This is a genomic window from Leptolyngbya sp. FACHB-1624 (assembly GCF_047649235.1).
GTDB lineage: Bacteria > Cyanobacteriota > Cyanobacteriia > Leptolyngbyales > Leptolyngbyaceae > Leptolyngbya > Leptolyngbya boryana.
The window spans coordinates 3,548,987-3,565,870 of the sequence record NZ_CP180258.1 but is presented as its reverse complement, the minus strand read 5'-3'; the positions used below and the strand labels follow the sequence as shown (position 1 = coordinate 3,565,870).

Sequence of the window (16,884 nt, the reverse complement as noted above, 5' to 3'; positions counted from 1 at the left end):
TTCGCTGTGAAGGCGATCCGAATCTGGATCGCCTTTATATTTATTGAACGGGTTTCAGCCGAGTCAATTTCAACTTGAAGGGGCCGCCCGCCGTTTCTCCGAAAGCTTTGACTCGAACGATGTAATTCGCATTGCGCGTGATGCGAGTAAATAAGAGCGAATTCGTTGTCCCATCTGGACCATCATCATTCTCGGCAACGGTTGTCCCTTGTGAGGTCATCAGCGTGACGATCGTATCAAAACTATCCGAAGACAAATCGATCGCCACTTGTTCTCCCGCCTGCAAAGTCACCACATAATCGCGTGCGAAATTGCCTTGCCCGGTGGGAATATCGGCATCCGTTAAGCGATCGTTAATCTCTTTTCCAGGAGCCAGCGGGATTGGCGCATAAGAGCGAGTCGATTGAGCCATTGCGGCGGTCGTCATCAAAACCGCAATTGGAGCTGCACAAAGCCAAGCCATCCATCCTTTCATAACCGTTCCTTTCCTTACTGTGCTTGGTTTAAGTTTTTCTCTAAGGTAGCAAGATCGACTGCCCCTGAAAATGCACGACCATTCATGGCAAAGAACGGAGTACCAGAAATTCCAAGCTGCTCTGCAAGTTGAAGATCTTTTTCAATCGTGGTTTCTGCCGCTTGAGACGCGCGATCGCGATTAAACTTCGCCACATCCAACCCCAGAGTCTTGGCAATCTCTGGATAAATCGCCTCATTCAGCTGTTTCTGCTGCGCAAACAAAGCATCATGATATTGCCAGAATTTGCCCTGTTGCTGAGCCGCCCAAGCCGCTTTTGCTGCCGGTAGGGCTTGATCATGAATACTGGTCAGCGGCAAATGTTTATAAACCAGAGTGACGCGATCTTTATACTTGTCTACAAACTGGCTTACCGTGCCTGCTGCTGCTTGACAGTAAGGACATTGAAAATCAGAAAACTCCACCAAGACAGCCTGACCGTTGCCTTTCGTGGGAGACTGAGCGATCACCGATTTTGGATTCTGCTGGAGATCGCGGAGAAACGACTGTTGAACTTTTTGCTGTTCTTGTTGTTGTTCGCGTTGATAAGCTTGTACCGAATCCAGAATTGCCTGAGGATTTTTACGAATCACTTGCAGGACTTGTTCTTCAAATTTTGGATCAATCTTGCTATCTGCCTGCACTGGCAAAGAGCAACTGATTAACATCAGACACAATATAACCAAGCCCGCGAATTGTTTCAGCCTTCTCATCACGATTCCGTCTCAAATCTGTCCTCGCACTATAGCTTAACTTCAGACTTCCGAGACGCATGAATCCGCAAAAGTTCGAGATTCAATGTGTCATTAGGCTCAACTTGAGTAACAATAGTAAAGGTGCGATCGCATTGGCGGTCAGGCTGTCGTGTAACTATGAGCGACACTCGACTTGTCAACATGTTCGTACAGGCGCTTTTCGAGACTTGAAATTCCGAATCGATTGATTTTGGTCAACTTCGGGAGTTCAACCTCATAGAGCCAATGCTAAGTGCGCAGCTTCCTATCTGTTAAAACTGGGAATCGGCTTGTTGATTAATCGGAACTGATTCGAGCTTCGGTTCCGGTGAAGTGACGACTTCAGAGCCATTTGCACACCCCACGCAGAACACACGAGGACAAATCGCTTCATGGAATTCTCGATCGCTGAGTTACTCGCTAACTTCACAGATGATAAATTAGTGGCTCCAAAAGCTCTCGAAAAAAAGCTGGAATGCCATGATGAACCGAGCCTAAGACGCTTACAGATCGCACTAGACGCACTCGAAAAAATCGGAGTGCTCGTGAAGGAACGGGGCAAATATCGTCGAGTGCCAGAAGAAGGCGTAGTAGAAGGAAAGTTACGCTGTTCAAGCAAAGGATTCTGCTTCGCGATTCAAGATGTCGAAGGGTCAGAAGATATCTACATTCGCGAAAGCCAACTGAATCATGCTTGGAATGGCGATCGCGTTTTGGTGCGAGTGACGAAGGAAGGCAGTCGTCGTCGCAGTCCAGAAGGCGAAGTGAGATTGATTTTAGAACGGGCAAATCCCTCGGTTCTGGCACGCATTAAAAAGAGCGAAAGTGGAGAATTTCGAGCCGTTCCCCTCGACGATCGCTTATTGTTTGAACTGCAAGTCAATGAAAATGGCATCCAACTCGATAATGCGATCGATCATTTGGCACATGTGCAGGTCAAACGCTATCCGATCGGGCAACATGCCCCCCTCGGTAAAGTCGCAAAAGTCTTAGGCGCAGATGATGACGCAGCCGATATTGATATTGTCTGCTGCAAGCATGATTTGCCGCGCGAATTTCCTGAAACGGTTTTAGCCGCAGCAAAAGAGTTGCCGACTAAGTTGACCAAAGCAGAGTTGAAAAACCGCGTTGATTTACGCAATCTGACCACGCTGACGATCAAATCTAGCGACGAAGATAGCGCCGATGATGCGATTACCTTAGAGAAAACGAAAGCAGGCGGCAACTGGCGCTTGGGCATTCATATTGCAGATGTCGCGCACTATGTTGGATCAGGAGCGCCGCTTGATCGCGAAGCTCAACGTCGAGGCGCTTCGGTCTATCTGAGTGAATTAGTCGTCCCGATGCTGCCTGAACAGATCACCGATAATCTCTGTTCGCTTCAGCCTGGAAAAGATCGACTTGCCGTTTCAGTGCTGATTACACTCGATGATCAAGGTGGCGTGCTGGAATTCGAGATTCAGCCCACAGTGATTAATGTCGATTACAAGTTGAGTTATCACCAAGCAGAAGAGATTCTCAAAGACAATCACACAGAAGAATTGAAGCAGTTTGAGCCGATTTTTGAACTGTTGGCGCAGCTCGATAAGCTGAGTCATGCGATCAAAGACCAGCGACGACAACGAGGCGCATTTGAACTGAACCTGCCAGAAAAAATTTATGCGCGTCCTGACGGTTCAGAATCGCCAGAAGAAACGGATAAATTTACGTTTAGCAAGTTTCACTACGATGATGAAGGCGTATTAGGTGCAGTAGTTGTTTCTGCAACGCTCCCGATTCACTCGATGATCGTTGAACTAATGTTGCTGGCAAATCAAACCGTTGCATCTCATTTGATTGCACTCGGAGTTCCTAGCGTTTACCGAGTCCATCCCACCCCTGATCCAGAAGAGGTGCAGGAATTGGTGAAGTTAGCAGTCAGCATGGGCATCGAACTGAAGCTAGAAAACGAAGAAGAAGTTCGCCCACAAGACTATCAGAATTTCACACATGCCTTTGCAGAATCGAATGCAGAACGAGTTTTGACTTACTTGTTGCTTTCGACCATGAAACCTGCATTCTACAGTTCTCAGCCGAAACCACATTTTGGCTTGTCATTAGAGCAAGGCTATACGCACTTTACGTCTCCCGTGCGGCGCTATCCTGATTTGCTCGTGCATCGCGCCTTACATGCGGTCTTTGAAGCAGGACGAGATCGTCGGTCTTCGCGCGTGAAAGATAGTGTTGATTTACGCCATAGCTCTTGTCACGGAGAGATTAATTGGAACGTACTGCCGACCGATGTGCATCAAGAATTGGAAAGCCATTTTGGTGCAGTCGTTGTGCATGTGAGTGAACGCGAGAAAGTGGCTCAAGATGCAGAAAACGATCTCGAAGGTTTGAAGAAAGCCGAGTTGATGAAAGAGCGCACAGGCGAAATCTTCCACGGATTGATTACGGGTGTTCAATCATATGGATTGTTTGTCGAACTCGAAGAATTGCTCGTCGAAGGTCTCGTGCATGTGAGTTCGCTCAAAGATGATTGGTACGAGTTTCGATCGCGCCAGCAAACCCTGGTAGGACGAAAGAATCGCAAGCAGTATCGACTTGGCGATCGCATTGAAGTTCAAGTCAAGAGCGTCGATTACTACCGCCAGCAGATTGACCTGATTGCAGTCGGCGGTGGCAGTGAGGCGACCGACGAAGAATTTGAATCCGAAGAGCGATCTGAGTTTCAACCTGAACCTGCCCTCCCCGATGAGGAGTTTAGTGAGGAATAATAAGAGATGCGGGCATGTCCCGCATTTTTTATTTAGGTATTCTCTGTGGTCAATCGTCCTATCATTCTTGGTGTTTCTGGGGCTTCAGGCTTAATTTATGCCGTCCGAGCTTTGAAGTACCTGTTATCGGCAGATTACGCGATCGAGCTTGTCGCATCGAAAGCAACTTATATGGTGTGGCAGGAAGAAACAGGAATGCGGATGCCACCAGACCCAATCCAGCAGGAGCAATTTTGGCGCGATCAAGCGGGAGTCGAAACTGCTGGAAAATTGAACTGTCATCCTTGGGGAAATGTCGGTGCGAATATTGCCAGTGGGTCGTTTCGGACATTGGGCATGTTGGTTATGCCTTGCAGTATGAGCACCGTCGGAAAATTAGCGACGGGGTTGAGTTCAGATTTGCTAGAACGCGCAGCCGATGTGCAGTTGAAAGAGGGACGTAAGCTAGTCATTGTGCCGAGAGAAACCCCGTTTAGTTTGATTCATTTGCGGAATTTGACGGCTTTAGCAGAAGCAGGAGCGCGGATTGTTCCGGCAATTCCAGCTTGGTATCATCGTCCGCAGACGATCGAGGATTTAGTCGATTTTGTGGTGGCACGGGCGTTAGATCAGTTTGAGATTGATTGTGTACCACTGGAGCGGTGGAAGGAAGAGGGTGGGGAGTAGGGAGTGGGGAGTGGGGAGATTGTGCAAGAACAGTTAATTGTTTTCACTCGGTATCCTGAAGCGGGCAAAGCTAAAACTCGTCTCATTCCAGCACTCGGAGAAGTTGGAGCTGCTGAACTGCATCGACAAATGACCGAAAGAACGATCGAGAAATGCCGTAGCCTCACGTGCCAGCTCTGCATTCATTTCACAGGCGCGACTTTAGAACAGATGCAAGATTGGCTTGGATATGATCTTTGCTATTACCCGCAGCATTCTGGAGACTTAGGCGATCGCTTAACTCATGCATTTCAAACGGCATTTGATCACGGTGCAAAATCTGCGATCGCGATTGGCACAGACTGTCCTGACCTCACATCCGAAATCTTAGCGCTAGCATTTTCCAATCTAAAAACTCATCCGATCACGATCGGTGGTGCAACCGATGGCGGATATTACTTGATTGGATGCAATCGGTTTGTGCCTGATGCGTTTCAAAATATTCAATGGAGTACAGACATCGTATTTCAGCAAACGATAGAAATTGTCAAACGATTGGGATTGTCGATCGCTGAACTTCCCATTTTGCACGACATCGATCGCCCCGAAGATTTGCAATATCTCACATGAAAATCTCGATCGTCATTCCCGTTCTCAACGAAGCTCGTCACCTGCCCAATACGCTATCGATCCAAGCAACCGATATCGAAATCATTGTCGTAGATGGGGGGAGCCAAGATGAAACCGTCGCCATTGCTCAATCTTTTGGGGTGAAAGTTCTTCAATCTGCTCCGGGTCGTGCCGCCCAAATGAATGCTGGCGCGAAAGTCGCATCAGGTGAAATTCTGCTCTTTCTCCATGCAGATACCAGGCTTCCAGATGGCTTTGATCAAATGATTCGGGACGCTTTAAAGACGGCAATTGCGGGAGCATTTGAACTCAGCATTGATGCCAATCAACCCGGAATTCGTTGGATTGAGCAAGGCGTGAATTGGCGATCGCGTTATTTACAACTTCCTTACGGCGATCAAGCACTCTTTTTAAGAACCGAAACCTTCCACAAAATCGGCGGCTTTCCTGACCTACCCATTATGGAAGACTTTGAATTTGTCAGGACGCTGCAACAATTGGGAAAGATTGTGATTTTGCCCAAACCTGTGATCACATCAGGGCGACGCTGGCAGAAACTTGGCGTTTTCAGAACTACGATCGTCAATCAAATCGTAGTTTTTGCCTATTTGATAGGCATTTCACCCACACGAATTCAAGCCTGGTATCGATCCGGTCTGAGAACAATTCGCTAAACTAAGCACCAGTAGCGTTGTTTGCACCTATGCCAGTTCGCAAAGATACCCTGTTTGAGCAGTACCTTGCCCCGATCGTTCGTCTCTTCATCGATGAAAAAGAGATGAAACGCCTTCACGACAGCATTGATTGGAAAGCAGGTTGCGATCGCTTGACCGATCCGAACCTGAGCTATCCCAGCTATTACAAAGACCAGAATTTTCATGGTATCGAAGGCGGCTATCTCACGATCGGTGCAGCAACCTCTTACGATCCGATAACGCAATACGCCTTACCGCCAAATGAAACCTGGGTGCGACAAGCCGCGATCGATGCGATTCAAGGTGTACCGTCGAGAATTCTCGATCTCGGCTGCGGCACAGGTTCGACGACTCTCATGCTAAAACAAGCATTTCCGACCGCAGAAGTGATTGGATTAGACCTGTCGCCCTACATGTTAACGATCGCCGATTACAAAGCGAAACAAGCGAATTTAGACATTCAGTGGCGACATGGAAAAGCAGAAAACACGAATTTTGCAGAGGGTTCCTTCGATCTCGTGACTGCATCGTTATTGTTCCACGAAACCCCCACGCAAATTTCCAAACGCATCTTGCAGGAATGCTTTCGATTATTGCGAACAGGTGGAGAAGTTCTGATTCTAGACGGCAGCCAGAAGACCCTGCGACAAACTGAATGGCTAACACAGATTTTTGAAGAGCCTTATATCCAAGATTTCGCAAACGACAGTATTGAAGCATGGATGGGAGCCGCCGGATTTGAGGCAGTGCAAAGCCATGACTTCTGGTTGATCCATCAAATTACGCATGGAGTCAAACCCTTACCCCATACTGAATCTGAAAACTTCAGCGATGTTGAACAATCGGCTTGGGCGATCGCTTGAGCAAGCTTGGGTGTAAGGTAAAAGATGCGAGAATCATCTCTACGTGTATGCTGAAAGCCGTTCTGTTTGATTTCAATGGAGTGATCATCAATGATGAACCACTTCACGATAAGCTTCTCGAACAAATCCTCATTGAGGAAAATCTGCGTCCTAAGTCTGGCGAATTTCGCGAATTGTGCTTGGGACGGAGCGATCGCGTGTGTATTCAAGAGTTGCTAGAACGGCGCGGACGAGTGATCACTGATGAATATCTCGATGAATTAGTTGCTCGTAAAGCCAAAGCTTATGTAGCGCAGATGAGTAGCTTAGAAAGGCTCCCTCTCTACTCTGGCATTGAAGATGTGATGTTCAAACTGCCCAATTGTAAGTTTGCGATCGTCAGTGGTGCTTTGCGATCTGAAATCGAGCTAGTTCTAGAACGAGCAAATTTACGATCGCGCTTCCACGTGATTGTATCGGGCGATGATTTAACCGTGAGTAAGCCTGAACCAGATGGATATTTACTCGCGATCGAGCGCTTAAATCAGACCTTTCCTGACCTTCAATTCACCGCAGAGAACTGTTTAGCGATCGAAGATACCTTTGCTGGAATTCAAGCAGCAAAAGCTGCAAAAATTCCAGTCGTTGGGGTGGCGAACAGCTATCCGTTTCATATGTTGCAGCGGTGTGCAAATTGGACAGTCGATTATCTGATTGATTTGGAATTCGATCGCATTCAGGAACGCTATCAAGCTGCAATGGTTTAAGGTTGATTGACTATCCCTGAAATTGTTCGGCTCCTAAATCGCGCAGCTTAAATCGCCTGCTCTTTGCGTAAATCGTAAATTCTCCCGATAATCGATCGGGCAATCAATCACCGCCGGAACCTCTTGCTCTAGCGCCTCTTTCAAGGTCGGAATTAACTCCTCCGCTGATTTGATACGATAACCCTTCAATCCCATGCTCTCGGCAAATTTGACAAAATCGGGATTCCCAAACTTGATAAACGAGGAATGCCCAAAATGATTTTCCTGCTTCCACTCAATCAAGCCATAGCCCCCATCATTAAAAATGATCGTGACAAACGGAGTACCGACCCGCAGCGCTGTCTCTAACTCCTGACAGTTCATCATAAAACCGCCATCTCCCGTGACTGCTACAACCTTGCGATCGGGATGCACCAATTTCGCCGCGATCGCACCCGGAATCGCAATCCCCATCGCTGCAAATCCATTTGAAATAATGCAAGTATTCGGACGATGACAATGATAGTGCCGCGCCATCCACATCTTATGTGCCCCGACATCTGAGATCACGATATCTTCTGCGCCCATCACTTGCCGCAAGTCATAAATTAGCTTTTGTGGCTTAATCGGAAACTCTTGATCATCAGCATATTGAGCATAGTCACTGCGAATATCCGCCCGTAAATGCAGAGCTTGCGGTTCCGGTTTACCATCGCGATCGCAGCGATACAAAATCTCTTGCAATGAATCTGAAATATCTCCTACAACTTCCGCGATCGGCACATAGCTACTATCTACTTCAGCCGGAGTACTTCCAACATGAATCACAGGGATCGTCCCTTCTGGATTCCATTTTTTCGGCGAATACTCGATCAGGTCATAGCCGATCGCAATCACCAAATCTGCTTGGTCAAACCCACAGCTAATATAGTCTCGCTGCTGAAGCCCTACCGCCCAGAGGGCTAAGGGATGCGGATAAGGAATCACGCCTTTTCCCATAAACGTGTTCGCGACAGGAATATTTAATCGAGTCGCAAATCGGGTGAGCATCTCACTGGCATCGCAGCGAATGGCACCATTTCCGACCAAAATTAATGGATTCTTCGCCTCATTAATGGCTGCCGCCGCCTTCTCAATACTCCGAAACGAAGCAAAGGACTTTTCAATGTTGTCAGGACGTAAGGGACTGCCCTCTACTGCCATCGCAGCAATGTTTTCAGGCAAGTCAATATGGACGGCTCCGGGCTTCTCAGTCTGAGCGATCTTGAAGGCTTTACGAACAATTTCAGCGGTATTACTCGGGCGAACAATCTGAGCATTCCACTTGGTCACAGGCGCAAACATTGCCACCAAATCGAGATATTGATGCGATTCAATATGCATCCGATCGGTTCCCACTTGTCCCGTAATAGCGACTAAAGGAGCGCGATCGAGATTTGCATCAGCCACACCCGTCATCAAATTTGTCGCCCCTGGTCCTAACGTAGACAGGCAGACCCCCGCTCGTCCAGTCAATCGTCCATACACGTCTGCCATGAAAGCTGCACCTTGTTCATGGCGAGTCGTGATAAACCGAATTGATGAGCCTTGTAATGCTTCTAACACATGGAGGTTTTCTTCTCCTGGCAGGCCGAAGATATATTCAACTCCTTCAGCCTCCAAACATCGAACGAGTAACTCTGCTGTATTCACCGATCATCCTCCTCAGTAGTTTTTGACTTGTTATTGATAGCTCAGATTGATCGATTTAATTTACTTCACCCAAACCGATTTGACATTGACAAACTCCAAGATGCCTTCGCGTCCAAGCTCCCGCCCAAAGCCCGATCGCTTAATTCCCCCAAACGGCATCCGCACATCCGATTTGACCATACCGTTGATAAACACAGCCCCCGCTTCAAGCTCTGAAATAAATCGATCTTGCTCGGTTTGATCCTGTGTCCAAGCACTCGCACCTAGCCCAAAAGGTGAATCATTTGCCCGCGCGATCGCACTCTCTAAATCCGGCACGCGAAACACCAGTGCGACGGGTCCAAAAAACTCATCATGCTCAGCCAGACAGCCTTTCGGAATCTCACTCAGAATGGTTGGCAGGTAGAAATTGCCCGGTCGATCGCGCAGCGCATGACCCCCAATCAGGACTTTTGCACCTTGCTGCACTGAAATCTCAACTTGCTGATCCAAGTCTTGCAAAATTCCAGGAGTAGCAAGCGGTCCAATGTCAGTATCCATTGACATTGGATCACCAATTTTGAGCTGCTTGTATTGTTCAACTAAGCGATCGATAAATTGATCTGCAATTTCTTCGGCAACAATAAACCGCTTGGCTGCAATACAAGACTGACCATTATTGATCATCCGCGCCGTTACCGCAGTTTGAACCGCTTGATCCAAATCAGCACTCGGCATCACAATGAACGGATCACTGCCCCCGAGTTCGAGAACAACTTTTTTAATTTGCTTTCCAGCAGTAGCAGCGAGACTTGCGCCAGCAGGTTCACTTCCGGTTAAAGTCGCGGCTTTCACGCGATCGTCTTCAACAATCGCAGCAACTTTGTCAGCACCCACTAACAAAGTTTGAAACGCTCCTTCCGGGAAACCAGCACGAGTAAAAATCTCTTCGATCGCTAAAGCTGACTGCGGCACATTAGAAGCATGTTTGAGCAGTCCCACGTTCCCCGCCATCAATGCAGGAGCCGCAAACCGAAACACTTGCCAAAATGGAAAATTCCAAGGCATGACAGCTAAAACGATACCCAACGGCTGATATTTAATTAGACTCGTTGTGGCATCAGTTTGAACCGAAACATCCGCTAAATATTGCGCCGCATGTTCCGCATAGAACCGACAGACCAGCGCGCACTTTTCTACCTCTGCAATGGCTGCCTTCAAAGGTTTTCCCATTTCTAGCGTCAGCAGTTTACCAAAGCGATCGCGCTCTTGCTCTAAGATAGTTGCGGCTTCGGATAACCACTGCGAACGCTGACTCAATGAAATCGTTCGATACTTCAAAAATTGCGCCTGTGCCAAGCTAAGCTTCTGTTCGATCTCAATATCACTCAAGGCTTGAAATGTCTTCACTGTTTCCCCAGTGAACGGGTTAACTGTAGCGATCGCCATACGTTCCCTCCTACAAGTCGTGACTTCTTTTACGACTTGCACAACATATTCTGCTTCAGTTCTAACAGATTGATGCAGCGATAATCACTTCCGCACTGAAGAAGCTATTTATTATTCTGTGATCAGAAGCATTCTCTGATACATTAAGTTTTGTACTTATTGTTGCAAACTAAATATACTCAATCAATATAAATTTGGAATTCCCGCCAATCTAAACCTCATGTAACTAAATATTATCGTTCATGCATTTTTCGCTATCATGAGGACAGCGACAACCAGATTAATAAAGCGCCCTTTCATTGCCGCTTTAGAAATGCTTCACTCAGCGCTTAGGAATGTCTAAATCAGTAGAATTTTGCCGTGGCGTGAGTTTCGTTCAGTCGTAACTTACGAGTTTTGAGGGCTGAGCGCAGTCGCAGCCTGCTCCACCAGGATTCTCTTGAAGTGAGCTTTTCTTACGGTTACAAAAGAAACCTGAGTTGGACACCGTTTTTCATGAATTCATCAAAATTTTCCGAACAGCCGATCGTGCTTGCTGTAGATGACAGCATTGATAATCTGACGTTGATGGAGTGCCAGCTTGAAGCCGTTACGTCTTGTGCAATCGTCACAGCCACAACAGGTCAAGCTGCCCTTCAGCTAGCACAACATCAATTGCCCGATTTAATTCTGCTCGATATTTTACTGCCTGACCTGAGTGGGATTGAAGTCACTCGCCAGCTTCGTCAGTCTGCACTGACTGCTAAGATTCCTATTGTGGCGCTCACCGCCCTCGCCAGAGACGAAGATCGCGATCGTATTCTTTCCGCTGGGTGTAATGACTATCTCAGCAAACCTTATGACCTAGACGATCTCTTTGAGGTCGTTACTCGTCACTTGCCTCAGTATTCTCTTCTCTAGAGCGTTTCGGCTGCGATTCGCGCAATTGAGGTGCTTCTTCTAACACCACGATTGTTCCACTACGCCCCGTATCAAAAGTCGCATCGCTGAAGATATCTACAACTTTAATGCCAACGATCTCTTGAATCATAGCGCTCAACTGCGGATGCAGTGCTTTATCGAGATCATTTCGCACTTTTTCTGCAAGTTGCTCTTGTCCGTTTTCCATTAGCAACTGTTCAGGCTTGGTAATCGAGTCTTCTAGCACGATCGTAATTTTGCCGTCTGCGATATAACATTGGACTCGACTGGGCTGATGTCCTAACTGAGTCCGATAAAACGCCTGAACTCGCTGCGATAGTGTCCTTTCTAACTGCCCGCGCGTCGGTAAAGCCGAAGAATTCATAGTTGCTAAATGTAAACGATCAAGGTCTGCATATTAGTCATTATTCTGATCTTGATCGCTTTACTAATCTCTCTAGAGAAAGGTTCTTATCGAACTTCGATCAACCCATTCACGATCGTCAAAATAATCGACAGGAAAATCAGAATCCACAAAACGAATCCTGGCAAGAAGGCAAGAAGTCCAATACCGCGCAAGATCCATACGATCGCGGTCATCACTAAAACTACGATATAGACTGTTGCTCTAGAGTTACTGGGTTGATTCATCTTCGTTCGAGGGAGAATTTTTACAATCTTTATAGAGTTAATGCACTTATTTTATGCGTTGCCTGTTATCGTAACGAGTGATCGATCCTTTGGTGTGGGAGTGACGCTCATGATGACGTTAACACGCGACGTAGTTGCCCTGATGCGCGGCGAAATTTTGCTAGAGACTCGCGCTCATTCGGCTTGGGGTGGAGCGGTGACGGCACAGATGTATTTACCGATCGCATTACCTCAAGTGTGGCAGCAGGTGACTGATTATCCACGTTGGACGCAATATTTTCCGGACGTGACCCGGAGTGAGATTCGTCAAGTGTTGTCTCGCCAAGGTGTAAAACGGCTGTACCAAGTGGCAAGTAAGGCATTTATGATGTTTACAGCTCAGGTCGAGATTTCGCTGAGTGTGTTAGAAACGCAACAACAACGGATTCAGTTTTACTTAGAATCTGGTAGCTTTAGCGAGTTTCATGCCGATTTGAAACTACAGCCGCATGGAGAAGGAACGATCCTGACTTATTCAGTGCAAGCGGTTCCAACGATTCCAGTTCCGAGTTTTCTGATTGAGCAAACGATTAAGCTTGATTTGCCCATAAATCTACGGCAAATGCGATCAGTCATCTGCTCAGGACAATCTTAGAAAACATTGGCTCTGACGAAGTTAGGCACAAACCAACAACCGATACAATGTATCTCTCTGTGCATAAGGTCGATCGAGAGAACGAATTGCAGTCTGCAACGTCTCTACCTCCATACAAGTTCCCCCGATCGCTCCTGCCATTGTCGTGATATGTTCCTCCATCAAAGTTCCGCCAATGTCATTACAGCCCCATCTCAGCGCCTCAACCGCTCCTGCCAGTCCTAGCTTCACCCAGCTTGGCTGATGATTCGGAATCCAGTTGCCGAGAAAAATTCGAGCAACAGCCGTCAGTAACAGCGCATCAGCAAGAATCGGCTGATCATGTCCAACTCTGCGCCGCAAAGGTTTCGGAGCCTCTTTCCCGACAAACGGCAGCAAAATAAATTCAGTGATCCCAGTCAATCCAAGCTGCTGAGCCGACTGTTGAATCGATCGGAGTTTCTCTAAATGCTGAATCTGTTGTTCTGAAGTTTCAATGTGTCCTGATAGCATCGTGCTAGTCGTGGGAATTCCTTGCTGATGCGTGGTTTGAACAATCTCAATCCAAGTTTCAGCATCGATCTTTTCCGGACAAAGAATCTTACGCACCTGATTATCTAGAACTTCCGCAGCAGTTCCCGGCATCGAATCGACACCCGCATCTCTCAACCCAACAATGACTTCGGCAATTGTCGATCGATCTTCTCGCGCAATAAATTGCACTTCTTGCGGCGAAAACGCATGAATGTGTAGCTCAGGAAACTCAGACTTAATCGTCTCAACTAGCTTTTGATAGTACTTTAATGAACTCTCTTGAACCTTTGCTGTCGGATTCAACCCGCCTTGCATACAGATCTCAGTCGCGCCTCGCCGGACTGCATCGGTTGCTTTTTCTAGAATCTGTGACCAATCTAACCAGTAAGATCCTTCGTCGCTTTCATCTCGTCGAAAAGCACAAAAGCTACAATGCTGCTCACAGATATTGGTGTAATTAATATTACGGTTGATCACATAAGTCACTGTCTCGCCTGCCTGTTTTTGTCGCAAGCGATCGCTACTCTGCCGAATCTTCTCAATCACATCCACATCTGTCTGCTTCAGCAGTAAAACCCCCTCATCCACAGACAGATCTAACCCAGATTCTGCTTTGTCTAAAATTGCATCAATCATCCTTCAGCCCTTCATTCAAAGCACCTAAAATTTTTAAAACTCGATCGACATCCTCCAAATTCCCCACAATGCGACGAACCGGAGGCGGATATACCTTTACCAGTGTAGGCGTTGCAGAAACCTGATCAGCTTCTGCCTGCTCAGGATGCTTAAAAATATCAATCACTTTCAACGTGTAAGGATGTTCCAAGGAATCTTCTAGTAACTCATGTAAATTCTGCAAAATCCTTGCTGTTGCAGCGCTGTAGCCAGAGACAAACAAGCGCAACACATAACCTTGCGGGTAAGGAGAAGCAGGCTGCTGCACCGTGACAGGCGGAGTGGGATCACATCGCATCACCAGATCATGATTCTCCCAAAGTTCGGGAAACCGATGACGATACGTTTCTAAAACCATCGGATCACAAATCTCTTGAGAAGGCGCAACCTGCCAATGCAAATCACCCGCCTCGAACACCGTATTCAATAATGCTCGATATCGAAATACAGGCGGATACGCTTCTGCAAAGATCCGAATTTGATTCGTTCTCGCATCAAACCAGCGATCGAGCGTTGCCGTATAGCAAGGAACTAGAAAATGAGGCGGTTCCGAAAGCTCTAAAACCTCTTGCAGCGCCATACACAAGTTAAGATGCCAGCGCCCTTGCTTGTCGGGATCGATACAGTAGAGCAGATCACCGCCTGGCGTGAACAGCGCAATGCCCTTAAAAATGCTAGGAATCGATCGATGAAAGTGAGGATTCAACACGAAGCCACTGATCGAGAAGATTGCCCTCAGTGTATCGCTGTTTGCCAGAAATCACCATCGAATCAACTGCGCCTGTGCATTGAAGAACTTTCGCCAAATTCCGGATGTCACAAGCAAGGTAACAAGCAGTGTCGCAAACAAAACCATAAACAAAATCACAATCTGAAATGCGATCGCTTGAATCGGTTCCGCACCGCCCAACAGTTGCCCACTCACGATCTCTGGAATCGTCGCCAATCCCACGATCGACATTGCATTGATCACAGGCAACACTCCCGCCCGAATTGAGTCTTTCCGATACGACTCAATTGCCTGTGCTGGAGTCGCCCCCAAACTCAATCGCGTCTCAATTTCTAAAGAATTCGACTTTAATGTATTGAAAAGACGTTCTCCCGAAATCGCTGCTGCATTCATTGCCTGAGACAGCACGATCGCGCCCAACGCAATCAAAAATCTGGGTTCATACCAAACCTGAGGCTGAACCACAATCAATTGAACATACGCTACTGTAACCAGTGTTGTGATCAACAACGATCCGACAATCCCTGGCAATGGCAATTTCTGGCTAATCCGATTGCGCGTCACGATCGCGCTAATCATCACCAACACCCCCAATACAAACAAGATCAAAATCGGACTGAGCGGTGGCGCAAAAATGACAGCCAAGACATATCCGACCACAGCAAGTTGAATCACCGCTCGTCCTGCCGCCAAAATCAGACTGCCTTCGAGTCCTAATTTTTGCCAAGACGAGAGCGCAAATGCCGCCCCAACTAGCCCGATCGCCCAAACTGCCTGCGTCGCAAAATTCATTGCCCGATTTTCCCCTTGCCTGATATCTTTAGATCCAATTGAGAAACCAATCTCAATCCTTTCCGGTCTAAAGCATAAGACCAAATTAACTACAGGTGTGGTAAAGCTGAGTGAATACAATTCCCCCGTTTGATCTGTCTGAACAATTTAAAGCGATCGGTTCAGAAATTAATCAAGCTGTTTTAGAGGTGCTGGCTTCCGGTCGATACATTGGCGGAGCAGCGATCGAGAATTTTGAAAAATCATTTGCTCAATATATAGGCTCTGATATCGCGATCGCGTGTAATTCCGGTACAGACGCTCTATTTCTCGCGCTTCGCGCGCTCGACATCGGCGCGGGCGACGAAGTGATCACCACACCTTTTACCTTCATCGCAACCGCAGAAACAATCAGCGCAGTCGGTGCAACACCTGTATTTATCGACATTGATCCACAAACCTTCAATCTGGATCTCAATCAAATCGAAGCAGCCATCACTCCAAAAACGAAAGCCATCATTCCCGTACATTTGTTTGGTCAGCCTGTAGATATGACAAAGCTGATGGCGATCGCAGATGCCCATCAACTCAAAGTCATCGAAGATTGTGCTCAATGCACTGGGGCAGAATGGGCAGGCAAACGTGTGGGTAGCATTGGACAGATTGGCTGTTTTAGCTTTTATCCCACAAAGAATTTAGGCGCATGTGGAGATGGCGGTGCGATCACCACGAACAATCCTGAAATTGCTTCCAAGCTAAAAATGCTTCGAGATCATGGACGCTACAGCGGTTATTACCATGAAGCACTCGGGGTGAATAGCCGTCTCGATGCGGTTCAAGCTGTCATTCTCCAAATCAAACTTCGCTATCTCGACTCTTGGAATCAGAATCGGACGAGAATTGCCGATCGCTATTTCTCTTTCCTCTCTTCAATTCCTGGCATTACACCTCCACAAGCGCTCGCAGGTGGTCAGAGTGTTTGGAACCAATACACGATTCGAGTTCACGAAAACCGCGACCAACTCAAAGCTGATTTGCTCTCGAAAGGCGTGAATTCGATGATTTATTATCCAATCCCGCTACACTTGCAGCCCGTTTATAAATCGTTAGGCTATCAACCCGGACAACTTCCCGAATCCGATCGAGCGGCTGCCCAAGTCTTGTCACTCCCCATGTTCCCAGAACTGTCTGAAGAGCAGCAAGATCAAGTCATTTACAGTTTGAAAGACTGCTTGATTCGATAACGGATGCCTGAAAAGACTACAGAATCTAGATTACAGCCGCTCACAATAATCAAATTTTGGGCTGTAAAGATGTAGTTTTGT

18 protein-coding genes are annotated in these 16,884 nt (G+C 47.2%); 9 read left to right on the top strand and 9 right to left on the bottom strand.

Going from position 1 to position 16,884, the window contains the following annotated elements; translation table 11 throughout:
* Positions 1-40 precede the first annotated feature (40 nt).
* Positions 41-475, bottom strand: a complete 435-nt coding sequence (locus ACMUEV_RS16780) for a PPC domain-containing protein (protein WP_017287938.1) — start codon at positions 473-475, stop codon at positions 41-43.
* A gap of 14 nt (positions 476-489) precedes the next feature.
* Positions 490-1,182, bottom strand: a complete 693-nt coding sequence (locus tag ACMUEV_RS16775; RefSeq protein ID WP_199329754.1) for a DsbA family protein — start codon at positions 1,180-1,182, stop codon at positions 490-492.
* Positions 1,183-1,640: 458 nt separating this feature from the next.
* Between ACMUEV_RS16775 and ACMUEV_RS16770 the strand changes: the two genes are divergently transcribed.
* From ACMUEV_RS16770 to ACMUEV_RS16745, 6 genes are read left to right on the top strand one after another with little or no spacing between them, the layout of a single operon-like run.
* Positions 1,641-4,007, top strand: coding sequence for a ribonuclease R family protein (locus ACMUEV_RS16770; protein ID WP_190653679.1), 2,367 nt, complete (start codon positions 1,641-1,643; stop codon positions 4,005-4,007).
* Positions 4,008-4,052: 45 nt separating this feature from the next.
* Positions 4,053-4,673: a flavin prenyltransferase UbiX gene (locus tag ACMUEV_RS16765; RefSeq protein ID WP_190653680.1), complete on the top strand. Its 621-nt coding sequence runs from the start codon at positions 4,053-4,055 to the stop codon at positions 4,671-4,673.
* A 21-nt stretch (positions 4,674-4,694) separates the two neighbouring features.
* Complete coding sequence (locus tag ACMUEV_RS16760; protein ID WP_347277638.1) at positions 4,695-5,282, top strand: TIGR04282 family arsenosugar biosynthesis glycosyltransferase; 588 nt, start codon at positions 4,695-4,697, stop codon at positions 5,280-5,282.
* The gene (locus ACMUEV_RS16755; protein ID WP_190653682.1) at positions 5,279-5,956 is read left to right on the top strand and encodes a TIGR04283 family arsenosugar biosynthesis glycosyltransferase; all 678 of its coding nucleotides are present in this window, start codon (positions 5,279-5,281) and stop codon (positions 5,954-5,956) included. The genes ACMUEV_RS16760 and ACMUEV_RS16755 overlap by 4 nt, the downstream gene beginning before the upstream one ends.
* 29 nt (positions 5,957-5,985) lie before the next feature.
* Positions 5,986-6,840, top strand: a complete 855-nt coding sequence (locus tag ACMUEV_RS16750; RefSeq protein ID WP_190653683.1) for a class I SAM-dependent methyltransferase — start codon at positions 5,986-5,988, stop codon at positions 6,838-6,840.
* A 47-nt stretch (positions 6,841-6,887) separates the two neighbouring features.
* Positions 6,888-7,586, top strand: a complete 699-nt coding sequence (locus ACMUEV_RS16745) for an HAD family hydrolase (protein WP_017287945.1) — start codon at positions 6,888-6,890, stop codon at positions 7,584-7,586.
* 33 nt (positions 7,587-7,619) lie between these two features.
* On the opposite strand, the gene ACMUEV_RS16740 is transcribed toward ACMUEV_RS16745, so the two are convergent.
* Both ACMUEV_RS16740 and ACMUEV_RS16735 read right to left on the bottom strand, forming a co-directional pair.
* Positions 7,620-9,257, bottom strand: a complete 1,638-nt coding sequence (locus ACMUEV_RS16740) for an acetolactate synthase large subunit (RefSeq protein WP_017287946.1) — start codon at positions 9,255-9,257, stop codon at positions 7,620-7,622.
* Between the two features lie 60 nt (positions 9,258-9,317).
* Positions 9,318-10,685, bottom strand: a complete 1,368-nt coding sequence (locus ACMUEV_RS16735; protein ID WP_017287947.1) for an NAD-dependent succinate-semialdehyde dehydrogenase — start codon at positions 10,683-10,685, stop codon at positions 9,318-9,320.
* Between the two features lie 495 nt (positions 10,686-11,180).
* On the opposite strand from ACMUEV_RS16735, the gene ACMUEV_RS16730 reads away from it, so the two are divergent.
* Positions 11,181-11,585, top strand: a complete 405-nt coding sequence (locus tag ACMUEV_RS16730) for a response regulator (RefSeq protein WP_190653684.1) — start codon at positions 11,181-11,183, stop codon at positions 11,583-11,585.
* Here ACMUEV_RS16730 and ACMUEV_RS16725 read toward each other — a convergent pair.
* Together ACMUEV_RS16725 and ACMUEV_RS16720 are read right to left on the bottom strand one after the other, a co-directional pair.
* Positions 11,551-11,970 (bottom strand): DUF2294 domain-containing protein, encoded by a 420-nt coding sequence (locus ACMUEV_RS16725; protein WP_190653685.1) that lies wholly within the window; start codon positions 11,968-11,970, stop codon positions 11,551-11,553. The genes ACMUEV_RS16730 and ACMUEV_RS16725 overlap by 35 nt on opposite strands.
* Before the next feature lie 86 nt (positions 11,971-12,056).
* A complete protein-coding gene (locus tag ACMUEV_RS16720; RefSeq protein WP_190653686.1) occupies positions 12,057-12,236 on the bottom strand; it encodes a hypothetical protein in 180 nt (59 codons plus the stop codon).
* A gap of 109 nt (positions 12,237-12,345) precedes the next feature.
* On the opposite strand from ACMUEV_RS16720, the gene ACMUEV_RS16715 reads away from it, so the two are divergent.
* Positions 12,346-12,870, top strand: a complete 525-nt coding sequence (locus ACMUEV_RS16715) for an SRPBCC family protein (RefSeq protein ID WP_242044915.1) — start codon at positions 12,346-12,348, stop codon at positions 12,868-12,870.
* Between the two features lie 21 nt (positions 12,871-12,891).
* Here the strand turns inward: ACMUEV_RS16715 and cofH are convergent, their stop codons facing one another.
* From cofH to ACMUEV_RS16700, 3 genes are read right to left on the bottom strand one after another with little or no spacing between them, the layout of a single operon-like run.
* Entirely contained in the window at positions 12,892-14,019 is a 1,128-nt protein-coding gene (cofH, locus tag ACMUEV_RS16710) for a 7,8-didemethyl-8-hydroxy-5-deazariboflavin synthase subunit CofH (RefSeq protein ID WP_017287952.1), read from the bottom strand.
* A complete protein-coding gene (locus ACMUEV_RS16705) occupies positions 14,012-14,767 on the bottom strand; it encodes a circadian clock KaiB family protein (RefSeq protein ID WP_017287953.1) in 756 nt (251 codons plus the stop codon). The genes cofH and ACMUEV_RS16705 overlap by 8 nt, the downstream gene beginning before the upstream one ends.
* 51 nt (positions 14,768-14,818) lie before the next feature.
* The gene (locus tag ACMUEV_RS16700) at positions 14,819-15,580 is read right to left on the bottom strand and encodes an ABC transporter permease (RefSeq protein ID WP_017287954.1); all 762 of its coding nucleotides are present in this window, start codon (positions 15,578-15,580) and stop codon (positions 14,819-14,821) included.
* A 110-nt stretch (positions 15,581-15,690) separates the two neighbouring features.
* Between ACMUEV_RS16700 and ACMUEV_RS16695 the strand changes: the two genes are divergently transcribed.
* Positions 15,691-16,803 (top strand): aminotransferase class I/II-fold pyridoxal phosphate-dependent enzyme, encoded by a 1,113-nt coding sequence (locus tag ACMUEV_RS16695; RefSeq protein ID WP_190653688.1) that lies wholly within the window; start codon positions 15,691-15,693, stop codon positions 16,801-16,803.
* The last annotated feature ends 81 nt before the right edge of the window (positions 16,804-16,884 follow it).

Coding starts and splice junctions, on each gene's coding strand:
- ACMUEV_RS16780 (WP_017287938.1), bottom strand. CDS start 475: ATGAAAGGATGGATGGCTTGGCTTTGTGCAGCTCCAATTGCGGTTTTG.
- ACMUEV_RS16775 (WP_199329754.1), bottom strand. CDS start 1,182: ATGTTAATCAGTTGCTCTTTGCCAGTGCAGGCAGATAGCAAGATTGAT.
- ACMUEV_RS16770 (WP_190653679.1), top strand. CDS start 1,641: ATGGAATTCTCGATCGCTGAGTTACTCGCTAACTTCACAGATGATAAA.
- ACMUEV_RS16755 (WP_190653682.1), top strand. CDS start 5,279: ATGAAAATCTCGATCGTCATTCCCGTTCTCAACGAAGCTCGTCACCTG.
- ACMUEV_RS16750 (WP_190653683.1), top strand. CDS start 5,986: ATGCCAGTTCGCAAAGATACCCTGTTTGAGCAGTACCTTGCCCCGATC.
- ACMUEV_RS16745 (WP_017287945.1), top strand. CDS start 6,888: ATGCTGAAAGCCGTTCTGTTTGATTTCAATGGAGTGATCATCAATGAT.
- ACMUEV_RS16735 (WP_017287947.1), bottom strand. CDS start 10,685: ATGGCGATCGCTACAGTTAACCCGTTCACTGGGGAAACAGTGAAGACA.
- ACMUEV_RS16730 (WP_190653684.1), top strand. CDS start 11,181: ATGAATTCATCAAAATTTTCCGAACAGCCGATCGTGCTTGCTGTAGAT.
- ACMUEV_RS16725 (WP_190653685.1), bottom strand. CDS start 11,970: ATGAATTCTTCGGCTTTACCGACGCGCGGGCAGTTAGAAAGGACACTA.
- ACMUEV_RS16720 (WP_190653686.1), bottom strand. CDS start 12,236: ATGAATCAACCCAGTAACTCTAGAGCAACAGTCTATATCGTAGTTTTA.
- ACMUEV_RS16715 (WP_242044915.1), top strand. CDS start 12,346: ATGATGACGTTAACACGCGACGTAGTTGCCCTGATGCGCGGCGAAATT.
- cofH (WP_017287952.1), bottom strand. CDS start 14,019: ATGATTGATGCAATTTTAGACAAAGCAGAATCTGGGTTAGATCTGTCT.
- ACMUEV_RS16700 (WP_017287954.1), bottom strand. CDS start 15,580: ATGAATTTTGCGACGCAGGCAGTTTGGGCGATCGGGCTAGTTGGGGCG.